This is a genomic window from Nonomuraea jabiensis (assembly GCF_014204795.1).
In the GTDB taxonomy this organism is placed as follows: domain Bacteria; phylum Actinomycetota; class Actinomycetes; order Streptosporangiales; family Streptosporangiaceae; genus Nonomuraea; species Nonomuraea jabiensis.
On record NZ_JACHMB010000001.1, the window covers coordinates 10,914,444 to 10,933,720 of the forward strand.

General features: G+C 69.7%; 15 protein-coding genes. 8 read left to right on the forward strand and 7 right to left on the reverse strand.

All coding sequences use genetic code 11. The features are described 5' to 3' along the window. Positions 1 to 362 precede the first annotated feature (362 nt). From HD596_RS49905 to HD596_RS49925, 5 genes are all read left to right on the forward strand, one after another. Positions 363 to 1,637 carry a CE1 family esterase gene (locus HD596_RS49905; protein ID WP_185076316.1) on the forward strand — a complete coding sequence of 425 codons (1,275 nt, stop codon included), beginning with the start codon at positions 363 to 365 and terminating at the stop codon, positions 1,635 to 1,637. Positions 1,638 to 1,703: 66 nt separating this feature from the next. Then, entirely contained in the window at positions 1,704 to 3,245 is a 1,542-nt protein-coding gene (locus HD596_RS49910; protein ID WP_313047677.1) for a cellulose binding domain-containing protein, read from the forward strand. 123 nt (positions 3,246 to 3,368) lie between these two features. Further along, the gene (locus HD596_RS49915; protein WP_313046607.1) at positions 3,369 to 4,763 is read left to right on the forward strand and encodes an arabinofuranosidase catalytic domain-containing protein; all 1,395 of its coding nucleotides are present in this window, start codon (positions 3,369 to 3,371) and stop codon (positions 4,761 to 4,763) included. A gap of 49 nt (positions 4,764 to 4,812) precedes the next feature. Continuing rightward, positions 4,813 to 5,847: an NADPH-dependent F420 reductase gene (locus tag HD596_RS49920; RefSeq protein WP_221519967.1), complete on the forward strand. Its 1,035-nt coding sequence runs from the start codon at positions 4,813 to 4,815 to the stop codon at positions 5,845 to 5,847. Between the two features lie 17 nt (positions 5,848 to 5,864). Then, positions 5,865 to 6,224, forward strand: coding sequence for a VOC family protein (locus HD596_RS49925; protein WP_185076318.1), 360 nt, complete (start codon positions 5,865 to 5,867; stop codon positions 6,222 to 6,224). Positions 6,225 to 6,572: 348 nt separating this feature from the next. On the opposite strand, the gene HD596_RS49930 is transcribed toward HD596_RS49925, so the two are convergent. The 3 genes from HD596_RS49930 to HD596_RS49940 are packed head-to-tail and all read right to left on the reverse strand — an operon-like array spanning position 6,573 to position 11,276. Then, positions 6,573 to 9,701 (reverse strand): S8 family peptidase, encoded by a 3,129-nt coding sequence (locus HD596_RS49930; protein WP_185076319.1) that lies wholly within the window; start codon positions 9,699 to 9,701, stop codon positions 6,573 to 6,575. A gap of 32 nt (positions 9,702 to 9,733) precedes the next feature. Next, on the reverse strand, positions 9,734 to 10,615 hold the full coding sequence (locus HD596_RS49935; RefSeq protein ID WP_185076320.1) for a CU044_5270 family protein: 882 nt from the start codon (positions 10,613 to 10,615) through the stop codon (positions 9,734 to 9,736). Beyond that, a complete protein-coding gene (locus HD596_RS49940; RefSeq protein ID WP_313046610.1) occupies positions 10,602 to 11,276 on the reverse strand; it encodes an RNA polymerase sigma factor in 675 nt (224 codons plus the stop codon). Before HD596_RS49940 ends, HD596_RS49935 begins: the two co-directional genes overlap by 14 nt. Positions 11,277 to 11,720: 444 nt before the next feature. Between HD596_RS49940 and HD596_RS49945 the strand changes: the two genes are divergently transcribed. After that, positions 11,721 to 12,212 (forward strand): hypothetical protein, encoded by a 492-nt coding sequence (locus HD596_RS49945; protein ID WP_185076321.1) that lies wholly within the window; start codon positions 11,721 to 11,723, stop codon positions 12,210 to 12,212. 184 nt (positions 12,213 to 12,396) lie between these two features. Beyond that, positions 12,397 to 12,678, forward strand: a complete 282-nt coding sequence (locus tag HD596_RS49950) for a hypothetical protein (protein WP_185076322.1) — start codon at positions 12,397 to 12,399, stop codon at positions 12,676 to 12,678. Positions 12,679 to 12,820: 142 nt separating this feature from the next. On the opposite strand, the gene HD596_RS49955 is transcribed toward HD596_RS49950, so the two are convergent. The 4 genes from HD596_RS49955 to HD596_RS49970 all read right to left on the reverse strand — a co-directional run bounded on the left by HD596_RS49955 (position 12,821) and on the right by HD596_RS49970 (position 16,389). Next, complete coding sequence (locus tag HD596_RS49955; RefSeq protein WP_221519968.1) at positions 12,821 to 13,414, reverse strand: DoxX family protein; 594 nt, start codon at positions 13,412 to 13,414, stop codon at positions 12,821 to 12,823. Between the two features lie 79 nt (positions 13,415 to 13,493). Beyond that, positions 13,494 to 14,108, reverse strand: a complete 615-nt coding sequence (locus HD596_RS49960; RefSeq protein WP_185076324.1) for a dihydrofolate reductase family protein — start codon at positions 14,106 to 14,108, stop codon at positions 13,494 to 13,496. 220 nt (positions 14,109 to 14,328) lie between these two features. Then, the gene (locus HD596_RS49965; RefSeq protein ID WP_185076325.1) at positions 14,329 to 15,825 is read right to left on the reverse strand and encodes a hypothetical protein; all 1,497 of its coding nucleotides are present in this window, start codon (positions 15,823 to 15,825) and stop codon (positions 14,329 to 14,331) included. 27 nt (positions 15,826 to 15,852) lie between these two features. Next, positions 15,853 to 16,389, reverse strand: coding sequence for a dihydrofolate reductase family protein (locus tag HD596_RS49970; protein WP_185076326.1), 537 nt, complete (start codon positions 16,387 to 16,389; stop codon positions 15,853 to 15,855). 140 nt (positions 16,390 to 16,529) lie between these two features. Between HD596_RS49970 and HD596_RS64370 the strand changes: the two genes are divergently transcribed. Next, the gene (locus HD596_RS64370; protein ID WP_185076327.1) at positions 16,530 to 19,274 is read left to right on the forward strand and encodes a helix-turn-helix transcriptional regulator; all 2,745 of its coding nucleotides are present in this window, start codon (positions 16,530 to 16,532) and stop codon (positions 19,272 to 19,274) included. Positions 19,275 to 19,277: the final 3 nt, after the last annotated feature.

Genomic DNA, 19,277 nt, shown 5'->3' on the forward strand with positions numbered 1-19,277 from the left:
GTGTAGCGGAGCAAATATGACGCCGGTGAGGCCTGTCAAGATCGAGCTCTCTCCCTCTGCGGACCGCTCTCCCGGCAGCACCCGTTCCGCACGTTTTTGACCAGGGATGCGGTTCTGATGGCCGCCGACGAGCCACGATGAAACTTTCAGCGCGCCTTGACAATGCGACAGGCGCGACCCTACATCGTGGTGTTACCGATAACGCGTCTCCGGATCGGCTCCGAGTAATTCCGCCGGATGCCGCCCGACACGGCAGGGCGCCCGCCGCGAGCGCATGCCGGCCTGAGGGCGCCTGCAACCCCCCGGCGGCTGTTCCTCCCATCGACGTACGCCGACCTCGGATCGGCAGAGAGAGTTGCACGATGTCAAGACGTAGACCCTTGTTGACCGCCTTAGCGGTCGTGGCGCTTGCCGTCCTGGTGACCACCGGCGGCCCGGCACTGAGCGCCAGCCTCGGCACGACCACCACACCCGCGGTCAGTGCCTTGGCGGCGACTGCGGGATGTGGCAAGGCACCCGGGCTGGCGAGCGGTACGCACTCGATTCAGAGCAGCGGTAAGAATCGCAGCTACATTCTGAAGGTCCCCGACAACTACGACAGCAACCACCCCTATCGGTTGATCTTCGGTCTCCACTGGCTGGGTGGAACCGCTACCGATGTGGCCACGGGCCAGACCGTGCAACGGGACGTCTGGGCCTACTACGGCCTGCAGCGGCTGGCGAACAACAGCACGATCTTCGTCGCGCCACAGGGGCTCAACAACGGCTGGGGCAATTCCAACGGTGAAGACCTGACCCTCGTCGACGACCTGGTCAGGCAGATCGAGGGAGCTCTCTGCGTCGACACCACGCAGCTGTTCGCCACGGGTTTCAGCTACGGCGGCGCCATGTCGTACGCGATCGCGTGCGCCCGGGCGAACGTCTTCCGCGCGGTCGCGGTCCAGTCCGGCGGCCAGCTCAGCGGGTGCAGCGGCGGCACCCAGCCCATCGCCTACATGGGGATCCACGGCATCAGGGACAACGTGCTCAACATCTCCGGCGGACGCTCCCTTCGTGACCGGTTCGTCAGGAACAACGGCTGCAACGCCCAGAACCCGCCCGAGCCTGCACAGGGCAGCCTGACGCACAGAGTCACCACCTACTCCGGGTGCTCGGCCGGGCATCCGGTCGTCTGGGCCGCGTTCGACGAAGGTCACATCGCCGCACCCCAGGACGGGGCCGGCGGCGACAGCGGCTCCAGGACCTGGGTCCCGGCAGAGGTGTGGAAGTTCTTCACCCAGTTCCAGAGCGGCCCGACACCGACACCCACGCCGACACCGACACCGACGCCGACACCCGTTCCGGGGGCGTGTTCGGCCACGATCGAGACGGTCAACAGCTGGGACGGCGGGTTCCAGTCGACGGTGACGGTCCGGGCGGGCAGCGCGCCGATCGACGGCTGGAGCGTGAAGTGGACCTGGCCCGGCGGGCAGAGCATCAGCAGCCTGTGGAACGGCACGCAGAGCAGCTCCGGCTCCGCCGTGACGGTCCGCAACGCCTCCTACAACGGCTCCATCGCCGCGGGCGCGTCCATCACCTTCGGCTTCACCGCCAACGGCACCGCGGCCACCCCCACCGCCACCTGCACCAGCCCCTGACCTCGCGTTCAGGTCGGCCGTCCCGATGCGGCAATTCACACACCTTTAGGAGGGTCCTTGCGCAAGGTGGGAATTCTTCTCGCCGCCGGCATTCTCGTAGGCGGTTTGATCGCCCTGGAGGACCAGGCAGGTGCCCTGGACAACGGGGTGGCCCGCACGCCCCCCATGGGCTGGAACAGCTGGAACACCTTCGGCTGCAACATCAACGAGACGCTGATCAAGCAGATGGCCGACGCCATCGTCAGCTCCGGCCTGCGCGACCTCGGCTACGAGTACGTCGTGGTCGACGACTGCTGGTTCAACCCCACCCGCGACTCCGCGGGGAACCTGCAGGGCAATCCGTCGCGCTTCCCCAGCGGGATGAAGGCCCTCGGCGACTACCTGCACGCCAAGGGGCTGAAGTTCGGCATCTACCAGGTGCCGGTGGACAAGACCTGCGCCCAGTACTTCGGCAGCTACCCCGGCGCGACCGGAAGCCAAGGGCACGAAGTCCAGGACGCCAAGCAGTTCGCCGCCTGGGGCGTGGACTACCTGAAGTACGACTGGTGCTCCCCCAACGGCACCATCGACGACCAGGTCCGTACGTTCGCGAAGATGCGTGACGCGCTGGCGGCGACCGGGCGGCCGATCGTCTACAGCATCAACCCGAACAGCATCCACGCCAAGACCGGGCCGCAGCGCAACTGGGGAGACGTCGCCAACCTGTGGCGGACGACCGAGGACATCACCAACAAGTGGGACACCGGCCAGACGAACGGTTACCCGATGGGCATCCAGAACATCGTCAACGTCACCGTCCCGCTCGCGTCGTACGCCAAGCCGGGCGCGTTCAACGACCCCGACATGATGGAGATCGGCCGGGGCGGCATGACCGACACCGAGATGCGCAGCCACTTCGCCCTCTGGGCGATCATGGCCTCGCCACTCATCGCCGGGAACGACCTGCGCACCATGGATGCGGCGACGACGACCATCCTGAAGAACCAGAACCTGATCGCCATCAACCAGGACCCGCTCGGCCTGCAGGCGCGCCAGGTCAGCAACGACGGAACCCGGCGCGTGCTGGCCAAGAAGCTCGGCAACGGCGACGTCGCGGTCGCCCTGTTCAACCAGGGCGGCAGTACGACCACGATCAGCACCACCGCGACGGCGATCGGCCTGGCGGGCGATTCGTTCACCCTGCGCGACGCGTGGACGAACGCCGTCAGCAGTAGCACGGGCACCATCTCGGCCGCCGTGCCGTCGCACGGCACCGTCGTGTACCGGGTCAGCGGCGGCACCTCCTCATCACCGACGCCCACGCCGAGCGGCTGCACGGCGACGTACCGGCTGGTCAACGACTGGGGCACCGGCTTCCAGAGCGAGGTGACCGTCAGCAACAACGGGCCATCCGCGATCGACGGCTGGACCGCCAAGCTGACGCTGGCCGGCGGCCAGACCATCACCAGCCTGTGGAACGGCGTGAACACCGGCACCAGCGGCGCGATCACCGTCAAGAACACCCCTTACAACGGCACCATCGCCGGCAATGGATCGGCGACGTTCGGATTCACCGCCAACGGCAGCGGCTCAACCACCCCCACCGGCATCACCTGCACGACCCCGTGACCGAACGCCGGTCGAGCGGGGAGCGGCCGGCGTCCTCTGCGGGCGAAAACCCCGCCCGCGGAGGACGCCACATCCGAAGGAAGGTAAGCAGGCATGCGACCAATCAGCTCTTTGCGTCGGCGGGTGGCACTCTCGGCCGCGGCCGTCGCCGCGCTGTCGACGGCCGGTGTCGGTGTCGCCGCGACGCACGTCGCATCGGCAGCCGCAGCCGGATGCGAGGTCACCTACACGGTGACCAACCAGTGGTCCGGAGGCTTCGGCGCAAATGTTAGCGTTCACAACCTCGGCGACCCGGTCAACGGCTGGAAGCTGACCTGGTCGTTCCCCGCCGGACAGACCATCACCCAGCTGTGGAACGGCACCTACACCCAGTCCGGCTCCCAGGTGACGGTGTCCAACGTCGACTACAACGGCAGCATCCCCAGCGGCGGCAGCACCAGTTTCGGGTTCAACGGGAGCTGGAACGGCTCCAACCCGGTGCCGTCGAGCTTCGCCCTCAACGGCGTCACCTGCACCGGCGACGTCTCCACCCCCACTCCCCCGGTCACGCCGCCGCCCTCATCGAGGCAGCCGTGCGACATCTACGCCGCGGGCGGCACGCCGTGCGTGGCGGCGCACAGCACGACCCGCGCCCTGTACGCCTCCTACAACGGCCCGCTCTACCAGGTGCGCCGCGCCTCCGACAACACCACCCGCGACATCGGGGTGCTGAGCGCGGGCGGGGGCGCCGACGCCGCGGCGCAGGATTCGTTCTGTACCGGCACGACCTGCCTCATCACCGTCATCTACGACCAGTCAGGCCGCAACAACCGCCTCACCCAGGCGCCCCCTGGCGGGTTCCCCGGCCCGGCCCCGGGCGGCTACGACAACCTCGCCAACGCCACCAAGGCACCGACCACCGTCTACGGCCGCAAAGCGTACGGCGTCTACGTCGATCCCGGCGTCGGCTACCGCAACAACACCACCAACGGCATCGCCAAGGGCGACCAGCCCGAGGGCATGTACGCCATCTTCGACGGCACCCACTACAACGGCGGCTGCTGCTTCGACTACGGCAACGCCGAGACCAACAGCCGCGACAACGGCAACGGCACCATGGAGGCCATCTACTTCGGCAACATCAAGGTCTGGGGCTACGGCGCCGGCAACGGGCCCTGGATCATGGCCGACCTCGAGAACGGCCTGTTCTCCGGAGTGAACCAGAAGTACAACGCCAACGACCCGACCATCAGTCACCGCTACCTGACCGCCATCGTCAAGGGCGAGCCCAACCATTGGTCCATCCGCGGCGGCAACGCCCAGTCGGGCAACCTGTCCACCTTCTACAACGGGCCACGACCCAACGTTCCCGGCTACAACCCGATGAAGAAGGAAGGCGCCATCATCCTCGGCATCGGCGGAGACAACAGCCACGGTGCCGCCGGCACCTTCTACGAGGGCGTGATGACCTCCGGCTATCCGACGGACGCCACCGAGAACGCGGTCCAGGCCAACATCGTCGCCGCCGGCTACAGGTGAGTCGGCCAGGTGGACCAGCTACCGGGATGACCGAGCCCCGCAGCCGAGGATGCGGGGCTCGCGGGGCACCGCCGCGCCACCGAGCGGCTCGCCACCGCTGCGCCGGGAGGAGTACGACGCCGATCTCGAGCACGGCTCGCTGTACGTCGGCTCCCCGGAAACCGTCGCCCGCAAGATCGCCCGCACCGTCCGCACGCTCGACGCCGGCCGGTTCGATCTCGTCTACACCAGCGGCTCACAGCCGATGAGCGCCCGCCTGCGGGCCGTCGAATCTCCACGGCGCCAAAGTCATCCCCATGGTCCGCGACATCCTCGCCGAGACGACATGGACACCACCATCGCGATCCTGGGCGCCGGCAAGGTCGGCACCGTGCTCGCCCGGCTCGCCGTCGCCGCGGGCTACCGGGTGCTCGTGGCCGGCTCCGGCGACCCGGCGAAGATCGCGCTCATCATCGAGGTCGTCATGCCCGGCGCGACCGCCACGACCGACACCGAGGCGGCCGAGCAGGCCGACATCGTCGTCCTCGCCCTCCCACTCGGCAAGCACCGCACCATCCCCGCCGACGCGCTGCGCGGCAAGCTCGTCATCGACGCCATGAACTACTGGTGGGAGACCGACGGCATCCGCGACGACCTCACCGACCCGCGCACCTCCTCCAGCGAGCTCGTGCAGTCCTTCCTGCGCGAAGCCCGCGTGGTCAAGGCGTTCAACCACATGGGCTTCCACGACCTCGAGGACGAAGCCTGCCCAGCCGCAACACCCGGACGCAAGGCGCTCGCCATCGCGGGCGATGACGCCGCCGACATCACCGCCGTCGCCCAGTTCGTCGACGCGCTCGGCTTCGACCCCGTCATCGCAGGCCCGCTCGCCGAAGGCGTCCGCTTCGAGCCCGGCACCGAGCTGTTCGGAGGACCGGGACCTGACCTGAGCGGACCCGCCGGCCGCGCGCACCCGGTTCACCGACAACAGGACCTGAATAACCTTCAGCCGAAACCGTGCGGATCAACACGACGGGCCGCAGGCCAGGGACACCCGGTCTCCCATGTCACGGGACTTGAGCGCGTACCACCGAAGTGTGAGTGATCGCTACTCTGGCCATCATGCACGCGCGCCTGAACCAGATCGTGGTGGATTGCCGGGATCCGCAGAGCCTGGTGCGCTTCTGGGCCACCCTCCTCGGCGGTGAGCCGGTGGATCGCGCCCGTGGCTGGTCCCATGTCGAACCACCGGGAGGCGTACGGCTGGCGTTCCAGCCGGTTGCCGAGGACAAAGCCGCGAAGAACCGGCTGCACCTGGACATCGAGGTCGACACGATCGAGTCGGCCACCAGCCACGCGCTGCGGCTGGGCGCCACGCGGATCGGCGAGACCGTCACTGACGATCAAGGCTCCTTCCAGGTCATGGCCGACCCGGAAGGCAACGAGTTCTGCTTCGTCTGTAATCGAGCCGCCGGTGCGTGATGGGCCGTCCCGGGATCGCCCGGACTTCGGTGGCACGCGCTCGAGGTTCCTGTCAAACGGCACCGAGGACGGTCAACCAGGTCAAGGCGATGATGTCCGCCCGCCTCGAGCCGGAGTACCGCGGCTTCTACGGCCGGCTCGTACTCCCCCGCGAAGCGGTGACCGAGCTGGGTGAGGTGGCCGTGGACGCCCTCTCGTGCGCTGGATCAAGCCCTTCCTGCTTGAGGATCTCCCCCGGATTTTGCGCGAACCTCACCCTGGCATCGGCGCCGAGTTGCCGTTCGAGCACGGCGAAATAGGCCGTGCCGCAACGGTGAGGGCGCCTTGGGACGCCCTCACCGTTGCGGATCAGCCGACGGCGTAGGCGCGGGTGATCGTCTGGGTCACCTGGTTGCCGGCGGTGTCGGTGACTGCCGCGCGGAGGGAGATGAATCCGGCCGTACGGGGGTTCGTCAGCAGGGCGGTCCAGCCGGAGCCGGTGCGGGTGACCGGGACGGGACGCCAGGTGGCGCCGTCGTCGGCGGACATCTCCAGCCGGATCGATTTCGTCTCCGCCTTCGTGGCGCCGGGGTTGCGCTCGACCCACACGGGCACGCGGGTCGTACTGCCCAGCTCGGCGCGGTTGGAGTCGTCCAGGCCCTCGGGGCTGTAGCGGACGGCCATCAGGGGCAGCGGCTGTCGCTCGGCGGTGGTCGTGGACGGGAACGTCCAGACCGATTTCACCTCCGTGGAGAGCGTGGCCTGCCGGCGCATCGACGTGGTCAGCGTGTAGGCGCCGGATCCGGCGGGCAGGTCGGCGCGCAGCTCGCAGCTCTGCGGTTCGTGGACGTCGCAGTCGGCGAGGCCGGCGGTGGCCAGCACCCTGCCGTCCTCGGCGAGGGTGGCGGTGCCGGTGGCGGCGGTGTCCGAGCCGGTCCTGCCCGGCTGCCCGTCGGCGAACATCGCCGTCGCGGCGAAGGCCAGGCTGTCGCCGGTGCGGTGGCCGGCCGGCAGCAGGAACGAGGGCCCGGTGACGGCGGCGTTCCAGACTTCGCTGGTGTGACCGCGTTTCATGAGCTTGCCGCCGTCAGAGGTCAGCGCGGTGCCGACCTGGAGCTCGCTGGAGAAGACCAGACCCGGAGTCCGATAGTGGATGAGCGTGCCGGGCAGCGCGATGTCGCCTACCGACGAGACCGGGAACTCAACCATTGAATCGCCGACGCGCAGGCTGACCTGGGGTGAGCCCGTGGCAGCCGCTCCGGAGGCTCGGTAGGTCGCGGTGACCTTGGCCAGTTCCTTCCGTCTGGCGTGGTAGGTGGGGTCGTCCGGGAGGCCGCCGCTGCGCCGGTCGACCAGGGTGTAGACGTACGGGCTGGGTGAGAGGTCCTTGCTGAGCCACGTGGTCGCCAGAGTGTAGGTCAGACCTGGTGACGCGGCGGGGATGACGAAGACCTGGGAGTTGGCGTCAAGGCCGAACATCCGGCTCCAGACGCCCCACGCGCCGTGGTCCAGCCCGAGGGAGGAGACGCGCTGGAGTTGGGCGCTCGGATCGTCGATGGTGGTTTTCGTCGGCTTGCCCTGACGAGTGTCCACGGTGAGCCGCTGGTCGCTGCCGTCAACCTTCAGCGGGGAGTCGGCGATCGTCAGCACAGGCTGCCCGTCGATCTTCTCTCTGATGCTGGTGTACAGGTTCCAGTCGCCTTCGGGCAGTCGTACTGTGGCCGTCCCGTTCTGGAAGGACAGCGCGTGGACGGCGCCGGTCTCGGCGTCGTAGATCTCGCCCTCCCGGGGGTCGACCGGCAGGCCCTGCCTGCCGACGACGGTGACGGTGACGTCATAGGACTCCGGCTCCACGTACGCGCCGGCCAGCGTGCGGATCACCGTCTCGCCTGACCTGGCGGTGACCGTTCCCGGGTAGTCGCCTGGGGCCTTACCGTCCGCGTCGATGGTGAGCGTGACCGATGCCTCCCCCTTGGCCGGGACCGTGACGTGGTCGGACGGCAGTTTCAGCACCTCGCTGTCCGCCGACAGGCCGAGGGTGACCGGGGTGTCGGCGGCGTTGGCGTAGGTGATCGTTCTGGTCGCGGTCCGGCCGCCGGTGCCGTTCCAGGGGAAGGCCGCCCACACGTTGGCCTGCTTGGGGACGACCTGCTGCCGCAGCGCGCGTACCAGGTCGATCGTCCCGGCGCCCTGCTGATAGAGCGTCGCGTCCTGGACCGGGGCGGCGCCGCCGATCAGCGCGGACTTGAGCTGCGCGCCCGTCCAGTCCGGGTGGCGCTGAGCCAGGATCGCCGCCGCTCCTGCCACGTGCGGGGTGGCCATCGAAGTACCGCTCATCGATCGGTAGCCGCCCCCGACTGCGGCGGCCATGATGTCGACCCCGGGCGCGGTCACGTCGGGTTTGATCGCGTGGTCGCTCACGCGCGGCCCCTGGCTGGAGAAGTGGGCCATCCGGCCCTGCTTGTCCACCGCGCCCACAGTGAGTGCCGCCTCGGCGCTACCGGGACTGAGCACACTGGCCTCGATGCCGTCGTTTCCCGCGGCCGCGACGAACAGTGTGCCGGTCTGTTCTGACAGGGTGTTGACCGCCTGCTCCAGCGGATCCAGCTCCGGGCCGTCAGGACCGCCCCAGCTCATGCTGACGATCTTGGCCTTCACCTCGATGGCGGCCCACTCCATGCCGGCAATGCCTTCGGACTCGGTCAGGCCATTGCCTTCGCCCACCTTTCCGATGGCCAGGCTCGCCTCCGGGGCCACGCCCCGGTACTTCTCGCCTCTACCGGCCACGATCGAGGCGACGTGGGTGCCGTGGCCGACGTTGTCGCGCATATCCGGTTCATTGCTGAATTTCCCCTCATGCGTGACCGCGCCCTTCAGGTCTGGATGGTCGGGGTCGTAGCCGGAGTCGAGGACCGCGACCGTGACGCCCTTGCCCGTGAAACCCTGCTGCCACGCCTGCGGCGCGCCGATCTGCTTGACGCTCTCATCCAGCGAGAAGCTCCTGCGGCCGTCCAGCCACAACTTGCTACGGCCCGCGACCAGGGTGCGGGCTCCGGTGAGAGTCCGCCAGGTCCGCGCGGTGTTCGCCTTGGACACCCGTGCCGCGTTCATGCCCAGACTGGACAGCCGCCGCACCTGCGCCGAACCCAGTGACGTGGTGATGCCCTGTTCGATGACGGGGATGTCGGGGGTGTCGGCGTCGCCGTACCCCCAGGCCAAAAGCTGGGTGACGTCGAACAACCGCCGGTCCAGCACGCCCTGGGCGAGCAACGGCGCGGCGTCCGACGGGATCACGTACAGGTGGCCCCCGCGCACCTGACTGGAGAAGCCGACCTGCCTGCCGGGCCCCGGCTCGATCCGATGCCCCTGACCGGCGACCACCACCCGGTCACCGGTGATCAGGGTCACCCCGTTCACCTGCTGAGACGGAACCTGGGCGGGTGCGACACCGATCGTCCCCGCCAGCCAGGCGGCCAGAAGCGACTTGCCTAAAATCATGATCTACCTCACGTACGAAAGGAAAAGGGCCCTTACCGGGGAAGCTCGTCCGTCCAACCGGTGGTCAGCTTGATGAACCCGCTGTTCGCGCCGGCCAGCCCCCCGTCACTGGTGGGAAGCAGATTGGTGCGGATCACCCGGGACGTCTCGGGATCGACGACCAGCTTGATCTCCCACGTGCCGTCCGGGATCAGCAGCTCCTGCCCGCCGTCGGTCGCCCCCAGGCGCCGAACATCCGGCAGCGAGGCCAGCGCCCGGAACGCCGCGGCACGCACCTGCGCGGGCGCGGGCAACTCCGCGATCAGCGAGACCAGCGGAAGGAAGGCGATGTCCAGCTCGCCGACCGTCTCCTTCTGCGTCTCGGCGACCCGCTGCTTCAACGTCTCGGGGTCGGTCGGCAGCCTCTGCAGGTCCTGGAAGCTGACTTCGCCGTTCCCGGGGCCGAGCCAGAACGACGCGGAGGGCTCCTTCACCACGCCCTCGCCGCGGCCCGCCATGCCCCTGCTCCACCGCCGCCCGTCGCGCGTGGTCCAGCTCTCACCCCGCAGCCGGCCGTTCTCGCTCTCCTGTCTGATGTGCCAGTAGGTTCCGGATCCTTGTGGCGCGTGCTCCGCGCTGGTGGCGGCCACGAGCAGGATGTTCTTGGCAGAGGTCAGGGGCAGGACGTCACCGGCGGAGGGCGGTGGCTTGACGGGCGCGGCGGCCTGACCCGTGACGATCACGACGGCGGCGGCCGCCGCGAGCACGGCAGCGGCAACCCCACCGACACCTACGGTCAGCGGACGCCGCCGCCGCCGAGGAGCCGCCGTACCGGACATGGCGGCCAGCAGCCGCCCCCGCGCGCCGGCCAGGGCGTCCGGGTCGGTTTGCGCCACCTCCGAGCGCAGCTGCTTGATCAGCTCAAGGTCGTTCATGGTCTTCTTCTCTCGTCTCAGCCGGATTGGCGCCGCCCAGAGCGTGCGCGACCTTGCGGCGGGCGCGTGACAGGCGTGATCGGACCGTGCCGATGGGCACCCGCAGCGCTTGGGCCGTCTCCTCGTACGTCAGATCGCCCCAGGCGATCAGCAGCAGCACGTCGCGCTCACCGCGGCCGAGCTTCGCCAGCGCGGCGGCCAGGCGCTGCCGGGTGGCCGACGCGGAGACCCGGGCGGCCACCCGCTCGTCGAACGCCGCGACCACGGGATCCTCGCCCGTACGGGCCATGGCCCGGTAACCGCGCACTTCGGCACGCCGGTGCAGGCCGATGACGTTCGTGGCGATGCCGTACAGCCACGGCAACGCCTCCGTACGGCCGAACTCGTACCGGTGGCGCGTCTCGAAAGCCCTGGTGAACGCCTCGGCCACCACGTCCTCGGCATGTTCGGGCCCAAGGCGCCGCACGGCGTAGCGGTGCAGCACGGCGGCGTGCCGGTCGAAGAGCGCCGCGAAGCACTCCGGTGCGTCCAGGGATTCCGCGATGATGGCGGAATCGTCCTGGCAATCCGCCAACCCCGCCTGGCCGCGTCCCGATGGCCGGTGGTCGTCGGGAGGTGGGGGATCCGTCAAGACGAGCTCCCGTTCTGAGGTGGTTGTCACGACCGTCTTTATCCGTTGGGCCCCTCACGGTTCCCACCGGGCGTACAGAACGGGTACAAGGCCGTCCCCTCACATGGCGGACCACCGGTCAGCACGTGCCCCTCTCACCGACTCCATCGGGAAAGTGATAGTTCGCAGGTCCCCGGTGTGTGGAGGTTGTCGTCAACCGTCGGCTTCACGGGGGTGGGGAGACGTCCCAGCCGAGGTAGGCGGCGTCCGGGACGTCCGCCCAGCTCAGGCCGGTCGCTTCGATGGCGGCGCGGTAGCCGTCCAGTCGGGCAGCGGTGACGGCCAACGGCACGTGTGGTGGCAGGTCCGCACCGGCGCCGCTCAGGGACCCGCGGTCGCGGTCGAGTCTGCAGAAGCGGTAACGGATCGACGCGGGACATAGTTGCGACCCGACTGGATGGCGAGGCCGGGGACGGGGGTGGCATGCTGAGGCCGGTGAGGATGATCAAAATAGCGGTCGCGGTCTTAGCGGTCGCGGCGCTGTTCTTCACCCCGGCCTACGGGTACGCGGCGGTGGATCTGACAATGTGCAAGATACGCGTAGCGCAGCAGCATCCTTTGCTGGCGCAGGACGTGACCCCGTTGCTGGCCCGGTTGTTCCCCGCGGACTCGGTCACAGCCATCGACCGTGCGGACAACTGCGAGTTCGAACCGGACCCTGACCTGACTCCCTCACCGAGCGCCAGCGTGGTCGTAACAGTGGCGGGTGTCCAGCACGTGCGGGATGCGCTGGCGATGATGCACCGGGAAGGCTGGCGATTTGGTGAGCCTTTCGAGGAAATTGATCCGTTCGGCCAGATTCCGGAGCTGACGAAGGAGTTCTCGCACGGCACCGTCGATGCGGTCGTTGAGGTGATGTCGGACGGCGCCCCCGTGTCCGGCGGTTCCGGGGTGACCACCTGGGAATTCGAGTTCAGCTATTCATGAGCCTCATGTTGGGTCCCTTTCTTGGCGCCACGCGCCGCGCACCAGCCGCCGCAGCGAGCGCGGTCTGATCAACGCAGTACGTCGGAGGCGACGAATGACAGCAAAGAGCACTTCCAGTCACCGGCTCTCGATCAGGTGGCGGCAGCACCGTGTGCGGATCGCCGTGGCCGGGGCGGGTTCTTGCATGATGCTCCTGCTCATCCTCTTCGGCTGGAGCGAGGTCGTGCTGTCCGGGTTATGCGGCGGTGGCACTTGTGCTGATGGGTGGTACGTCGATCTTTTGAAGGCGACGCTCGTTCTGCCACCCTTCGCCGCTCTGCTCTTCGCCTGCTCCTGCTTGTTCTCCCGGAGGGGAATGGTCGGCAGGAAGTTCCAGGTCCAGGTTCTGGCGTTCTCGGTGGTCGTGATCGTATGGGTCGTCGCGCTGGAAATGCTCAGATACGTCGAGGATCTCGCCCGCTTCTGACGATGTCCTGGCCGTCAGCGGGGACCGCCCGCAGGTCGTGGTGAGATGCGCTTCTGCTGGCAAGCAGAGGCACGTCACCTTCAAGTCCTACCCGCCCTACCACGCCGGCCCGGCTGATCCGCGGCCACTCGCTCGGCCAGCGTCAGGACCTCCTCGTACAGCCGGTGCTTGCCGCCTTGCGCATCCCCTGCCTCGCCGGGTTCGGGGAACCACCGGGCGATCTGGCGGTAGGGCCCCCTTCGACGCGATCCCGGCCTCCCCGGCCACCAGCGCCACCGCCGGCCCCTGCTCCACAGCCAGGTCCAGGGCCGCCGTGGTCGGCTGGGTCGACCGTACGGAGAGGTTCTGGCAGGCCCGGCCGGCCGACGGCGAGCGCGTGCGCGACGGCGGGACGGCACTGCGCCACGCCGTCCACCTGGAGCCCGGCGGTACGGCGTGCCCAGGCGATCATCGCGCTCACGATGAGCAAGCCGATGGGCAGCCATGGTGGGGCAGCGATGACGAAGATGTTGGTGAGGGCCGCGCCGGTCATCAGGGCGGTCACGCCGAGGGCGGCAGGCCCGCACAGCCTGGGTACCAGGAGGCCGATCGCGGCGGCGATCTCCAGGACGCCCACGGTGTAGCGGAGCCACTGCCCGGCCCCGATCGTGGTGAACATCTCCACCATCGCCGGATCGCTCGTGACCTTGAGGATTCCGGCCGAGCCGAGCTGGACGGCCAGGACGGCTTGCGCCACCCATAGAGCGGCCGTTCCGACGTGTGCGCGCACGCGTGTCCGAGCAGGCGAGGCGGCGTTACAGCGCGCAACGACGTCGTCAGGGGATGTCGTAGGTCAGGTGCGTCGCGGTCGATGTGGAGGTCACGCTCCGCTGCACCAGCGTGCGCGGCGCCGCGGCGGTGAACAGCGGAGTCCCGGCGCCCAGTACGACGGGCGCGAGGTGCAGGGTCAGCGCGTCGACCAGCCCGGCGTCGATGGCCGAGCCGATGGTGGCGCCGCCGCCCATCAGGACGACGTCGAGGTCCTGGCCACTCTGTGCCGATGCCGCATCGGCGCGTTCGCGGGCGGCGGCGACGGCGTCGGGCAGGCCGGTGGTGATGAACGTCCAGTCGAGGTCGGTGAGCCGTACCGACGGCGGTGGCGAGTTCGTCACGACGACGAACGCGGGCTTGCCGACCTCGCGAGCGCCGTAGCCGGAGTCGTCGTTCCAGCCTTTCGGCCCGTCGATCACGTCGAAGAGACGCCGGCCGAGGATGACGGCGCCGGAGCGGGCGGTCGCCTCGCGCAGGATCCGGCGGTCGTCGGGGTCGTCGGAGAACGCCCAGGTGTGCAGGGCTTCACCGCCGACGCCCAGGCCGTTGTCCGGATCGGGATCGGGGCCGGTGACGAAGCCGTCGAGGGAGAGCGAGATGTCAGCGATGACGCGGGTCATGTGTGCTCCTTGGAACCTGCACGGTGGGCTGCTCCCTGAGGGCGCGTGACGCGCAGTCGTGCGTCGGTGACGTTGTCGAAGCGCGAATCCCCGCCCCGGATCAGGATGAAATGCCGTCGTACGTCGGCGCGGTAGACCAGCAGAGGGCCGGACGGCGCGAGGTCGTCGCCGCTGTAGCGGCTGTCGGCGAGCAGCCGGAGAACCAGCTCCTACAGGCCGCTCACCGCGCCCGGCCGGTGGTGGCCGCCAGATGCAGCACGGCCGGGCCGTGGATCGTGGACGGTACGGTGAACTTCACCAGGCCGTTGCCCGGCACCGTGACCTCGTCGCCGGCCAGGGAGGTCCGCTCGTCGATGGCGTACCAGCCGGCTGTGTAGCTGCCGGCCGGCAGCTCGGCAGTGAAAACCTCGACGGTTCCGGCCGGCTGCAGGATGAGGTACTCCTTGCCGGGGTGTGCGAGCGCGTAGCCGGTGGAGCTGAGGTCGCCGCGCGGGGTCATGCGGATGAGGTCGATCCTCTCGGCGTAGCGCCGGGTGTCGCCCATGGCCTGGCGGGCCGGTTCGAAGGCGTCGGGTGACGACGGGACACCGTCGATGAGGCCGTAGTCCATCAAGATCGGGTTGTGGCCGCGCAGGAACGCCTTCCATACCCAGAGGGCGTCGCCCTGGCCGGGGGCGAAGTGGTCGGTGTCGCTGAGCAGGACCTTCCGGCCGTCGGCGGGTGGCGGGTCGTCCAGCCATCGCGACGGTGAGCCGCCCGGGGCGGACGGGTGACCGCCCTCGCGGTAGATCTCGTCGTCGTAGCCGGGCGAGATCCAGTCGGCGGGTCCGTCGAACAGGGGCGTGTTGACCAGCGTCTGGTCGGCCACCGGGAACTGCATGGTCATGCCGATCGGGCGCGGGTCGTATCCCTGCTGCCGCTGGTACTGCCGGACGAACTCGATCACCCAGTACTGCCAGCTCGTCGAGTCACCCCACTCGGTCTCCAGCGGTACGCCGAGCGCGTCGGCCAGCTCCGGGGTGACGGCGCCACCTCCGCATGACTCGTTGGAGACCTCGTACAGGACGTTGGGCAGGTCGTGCAGAGTGTCGACGACCTGCCGAAGGTAGGCCTCCTGCAACGCCCGCACGGCGGGGTCGAGCGGCAGGACCTGGTGGTCGAGGATCGAGGTGATGGCGATGCCGTTGACGTTGTTGCCGGCGTGGAAGGGATGGCCCTCGACGTTGTCCGGCGCCGGGCTGAGGTGCAGCGCCCAGCCGTCGAACAGCATCACGGCCACGTACATGCCGCGCTCGCCGGCCGCGGTGACCCGCTCGCGCAGCCGCTGGAAATAGGCCGGGTCGAACTGGGACAGGTCGAACCTCGCATCGCCGTCCTTGGCCGCGCCCTGTCCCGTGCGCGGCCATGGCTGCGGGCTCATGTTCAGGTGGTACGCGCCGCCGGCGGCCTGCGACTGGAACTGTTCCCAGCGCCACAGCCGGATGAGGTTGTGCCCGCGAGCGGCGAGGAAATCCAGGTAGGCGCTGTAGTCCAGCTTCTCGGGCTCGGCCGGTGCGGTCGCGCCGGGCCCCATGCCGTCGTGGAAGTTGTTCCAGATGTGCGAGCCGGTGAGGTACACCGCCCGGTTGTCCGAACGTACGGTGAAGTAGCGCGGGTTGTCCGCGGATACCACCAGCGGGCCGAGCATCCGATCGCGGTATGCAGATATATCCGACATGCTGTCTCCTTTCGGGTTGTGGCTGTATCAGTGGTGGAGCGGGTAGCGCAGGTGCGTGACGCCCTTGCCCTCGATGACCGTCGGGGTGCCCAGCTCGACCGGCGCCTCGGCGAGCCCGGCGAAGAACGGGATGCCCTTTCCCAGCAGGACGGGCACGAGGTCCACCGCGAGCAGGTCGACCAGTCCGAGGTCGAGACACTGTCGGGTGATGGTGGGGGTGGCGATGGCGATGTCGCGGCTCCCGGCGAGAGCCTTGGCCTGCCGTACCGCGCTGGCCACACCGTCGGTGACGAAGGTGAACGGTGTGTCCTCACGCGGCCAGGCGTCCGGCACGCTGTGGGTGACGACGAAGACGTGCGCGCCCATCGGGTGTCTGCCGCCCCACGCGTTGGTCAGCTCGAACAGCCTGCGGCCGCAGACCAGCGACCCCAGCGCGCCGGGCGGGAACACCTCGGCTCCGGGCCGGCCCGTGTCGTACCAGGCGAACAGGTGGTCCACCTCGTCGTTCGGGCCCGCGACGAAGCCGTCGAGGGACATCGACATGCTGGCGATGACGGATCCCATCGTGTCGCTCCCTGGTCGTCGAGTTCGGCCGTTCGCGCCAAGCCTGCCTCCGGCGGCCGAGCAGAACATCGGCCAGGTGGCCGAGGCCAGGACACTCCGGTGGCCGATGCCAACGCTTCGATGGCAGACTGAGCCCTGCCATGACCCCCGCGACCCCTCCTGACCTGCCCGTCCAGCTCGCCACCTTCGTAGGCAGGCGGTCCGAGCTGGCGGCGGTGCGCGCGCTGCTGGACACCGGGCGGCTGGTGACGCTGACCGGCACCGGCGGTGTCGGCAAGACCCGGCTCGCGGCGGAGATCGCCGCCACCGAGGTCGCACGCCGGCCGGACGGTGTCTGGTGGGTCGAACTGGCGGCCGTCAGCGACCAGGCGCGGCTCGCCGAGCTGGTCGCGGCGAGGCTCGGCGTGCTCGTCGAACCCGTCCAGGGCCCCGTACGATCGATGACGGCGCAGTTGCGCGGCCGCCGCGCGCTGCTCTGCCTGGACAACTGCGAGCACGTCATCGACGGCGCCGCCGAGCTGACCGGCGCGCTGCTGTCAGCGTGCCCGGAGCTGTCGGTGCTCATCACCAGCCGCGAGCCGCTGGCCGTGCCGGGCGAGGTGGTCTGGCGGGTGCCGTCGCTGGCCCCGGACGAGGCGTTGGAGCTGTTCGTCGAACGGGGCCGCCAGGTCCGGCAGCAGTTCGGCCTGGACCGGGCGGGCGAGGCCGCCGCACGGGTGATGTGCTCCAGGCTCGACGGCATCCCGCTGGCCATCGAGCTCGCGGCCGCGTGGCTGGGCTCGCTCACCCCGCAACAGATCGAGCACGGCTTGGACGACCGGTTCGGCCTGCTCGTCCGCAGTCCCCGCGGTGTCGCCGCGCGCCAGCAGACCCTGGCGGCGTCCATCGCCTGGAGCCACGACCTGCTCGACGAGCTGGACCGGACGGTGTTCCGCCGCCTGGCGGTGTTCCCTTCCGGGTTCGACCTGGACGCCGCACGTACGGTCTGTTCGGGCGGAGTGGTGGCTCGCGACGACGTGCTCGGCAGCATCGGCCGGCTGGTGGACAAGTCGCTCGTCGTCGCGGAGACCCGCGGCGGCGTGTCCCGCTTCCTGCTGCTGGAGACCATTCGCGACTACGCCGCCGACCGGTTGCGTGAAGCGGGGCAGGAGCACCTCGTCCGCGACCGACACCTCGGCCACTTCCTCGACTTCGCCGCCGGCGGGCCCGAGCGGGCCGCCGACCTCGACGCCTGGCGCGCCCGGCTCGAGGGCGAGTACGACAACCTGCGCGCCGCCCTGGAGTGGGGGCTGGCCGCCACCGATCCCGACAGGGGACGCCGCCTCGCCGCCGAGCTGTCGTGGTTGTGGCATCTGCACCGGCACGGGCACGAGGGCATCGCCTTCCTGCGGCGCGCCATCGACCGCGTGCCGGCGGACCGATCGCTGCTGCAGGCGCGGCTGCTCACCGGGTTGGCGCTGGTCGCGGACACCACGAGCCCGCTGGACATGGAGTACGACGTGGCACGGCAGGCGCTGGAGCTGGCCACCGCGCACGGGGACGAGAGCCTGCGCGGCCAGTGCCTTTCGCTGGCCGCGGTCGGCCGGTTCTACACCGACTTCGCCGCCGCCTGGGCCCTGACCGTCGAGGGGATCCGCTCCGCCGACCTCGCGGGCGACCAGTTGTTCAGGCATGCCCAGCTGGCGCTGCAGGGCATGATCAGACAGTTGCAGGACCGGCACGAGGAGGCCCGCCCGCTGCTGGAGACGGCACTCGACGGCCTGCGTCACCGTCACCGCGGGATAGCGTCGACCACGCTGGCGTACCTGTCGAGCGGAGCGCTCGCGAGCGGCCGGCCGGCCGAGGCCCGCCGCCTGGCCGAGCAGTCGCTCGAACTCGCCGAACCACTCGGCGACTACCTGCGCGTCGGCATGGCACGCGGTGCCCTGGCCGCGGCGCACACCGCGTCCGGAGACGTGAGCGCGGCGCTGGCGGTGATGCGGCCCCTGCTGCTGCTCATGGACAACGCCGAAGCGGCCGTGTTCGTGCCCGGCGTGGGGCTGGCACTGGCACGGGTGCTGGTGGCCGGCGGCGATCTCGACGGGGCGCTGCGCTGGTTCGAGCACGATGTGCGCCAGGCCGAGCACGTCGCGCCGACCTACCTCGCGGCGCAGGCGCACGCCGGCTACGGGGAGGCCCTGCGGCGCGCCGGACGGTACGAGGACGCCCGGGGCGAGCTCGACCGGGCGGCGGCCATCGCACGCGAACTCGGCATGCCGCGCGTCCTCGCGGACGTGCTCCAGCAACAAGCCCATCTCACCGGCGACCCCGGCCTGCACCACGAGGCGCTGGCCATTCGGGTCGCCCACGGACTGCGCGCGTTCTGGATGGACAGCCTGGACGCGATCGCCGCGTGGCTGGCCCCGCCGAACGCGGTGCGGACGCTGGCCGCGAGCACCACGGCACGCGCGGCCCTGGGATATCCCCGGCACGTGGCCGAACGGCGCGAGTACGACGAGCTGCTCGCCCGGCTCAGGCAGGGGCTTGGCGAACAGTTCGCGGCGGCGTGGGCGGCGGGCGCCGAGCTGTCCCTCGACGACGCGGTCGCCTACGTCCGCCGTAGCCGTGGTGCCCGGGACCGGCCGGCCGCCGGCTGGGGCAGCCTCACCCCGACCGAGCTGAGCGTGGCACGGCTGGCCGCCGCCGGCCTCAACAACCCGCAGATCGGAGCACGACTCTTCATGAGCCGCAGCACCGTCAAGACCCACCTCGCCCATATCTACGCCAAGCTGGGCGTCGCCAACCGGACCGAACTCGCCGGGGTAGCGTCATTCACCGACGATCGGCATTCGGGAGGCGACCGGAACACGCCCGAAGGGGCCAGGGGGCTGAGCGTTGATCGTTAGGTG

Coding starts and splice junctions, on each gene's coding strand:
- HD596_RS49930 (WP_185076319.1), bottom strand. CDS start 9,701: ATGATTTTAGGCAAGTCGCTTCTGGCCGCCTGGCTGGCGGGGACGATC.
- HD596_RS49965 (WP_185076325.1), bottom strand. CDS start 15,825: ATGTCGGATATATCTGCATACCGCGATCGGATGCTCGGCCCGCTGGTG.
- HD596_RS49970 (WP_185076326.1), bottom strand. CDS start 16,389: ATGGGATCCGTCATCGCCAGCATGTCGATGTCCCTCGACGGCTTCGTC.
- HD596_RS49950 (WP_185076322.1), top strand. CDS start 12,397: ATGATGCTCCTGCTCATCCTCTTCGGCTGGAGCGAGGTCGTGCTGTCC.
- HD596_RS49960 (WP_185076324.1), bottom strand. CDS start 14,108: ATGACCCGCGTCATCGCTGACATCTCGCTCTCCCTCGACGGCTTCGTC.
- HD596_RS49920 (WP_221519967.1), top strand. CDS start 4,813: ATGCGGGGCTCGCGGGGCACCGCCGCGCCACCGAGCGGCTCGCCACCG.
- HD596_RS49925 (WP_185076318.1), top strand. CDS start 5,865: ATGCACGCGCGCCTGAACCAGATCGTGGTGGATTGCCGGGATCCGCAG.
- HD596_RS64370 (WP_185076327.1), top strand. CDS start 16,530: ATGACCCCCGCGACCCCTCCTGACCTGCCCGTCCAGCTCGCCACCTTC.
- HD596_RS49905 (WP_185076316.1), top strand. CDS start 363: ATGTCAAGACGTAGACCCTTGTTGACCGCCTTAGCGGTCGTGGCGCTT.
- HD596_RS49935 (WP_185076320.1), bottom strand. CDS start 10,615: ATGAACGACCTTGAGCTGATCAAGCAGCTGCGCTCGGAGGTGGCGCAA.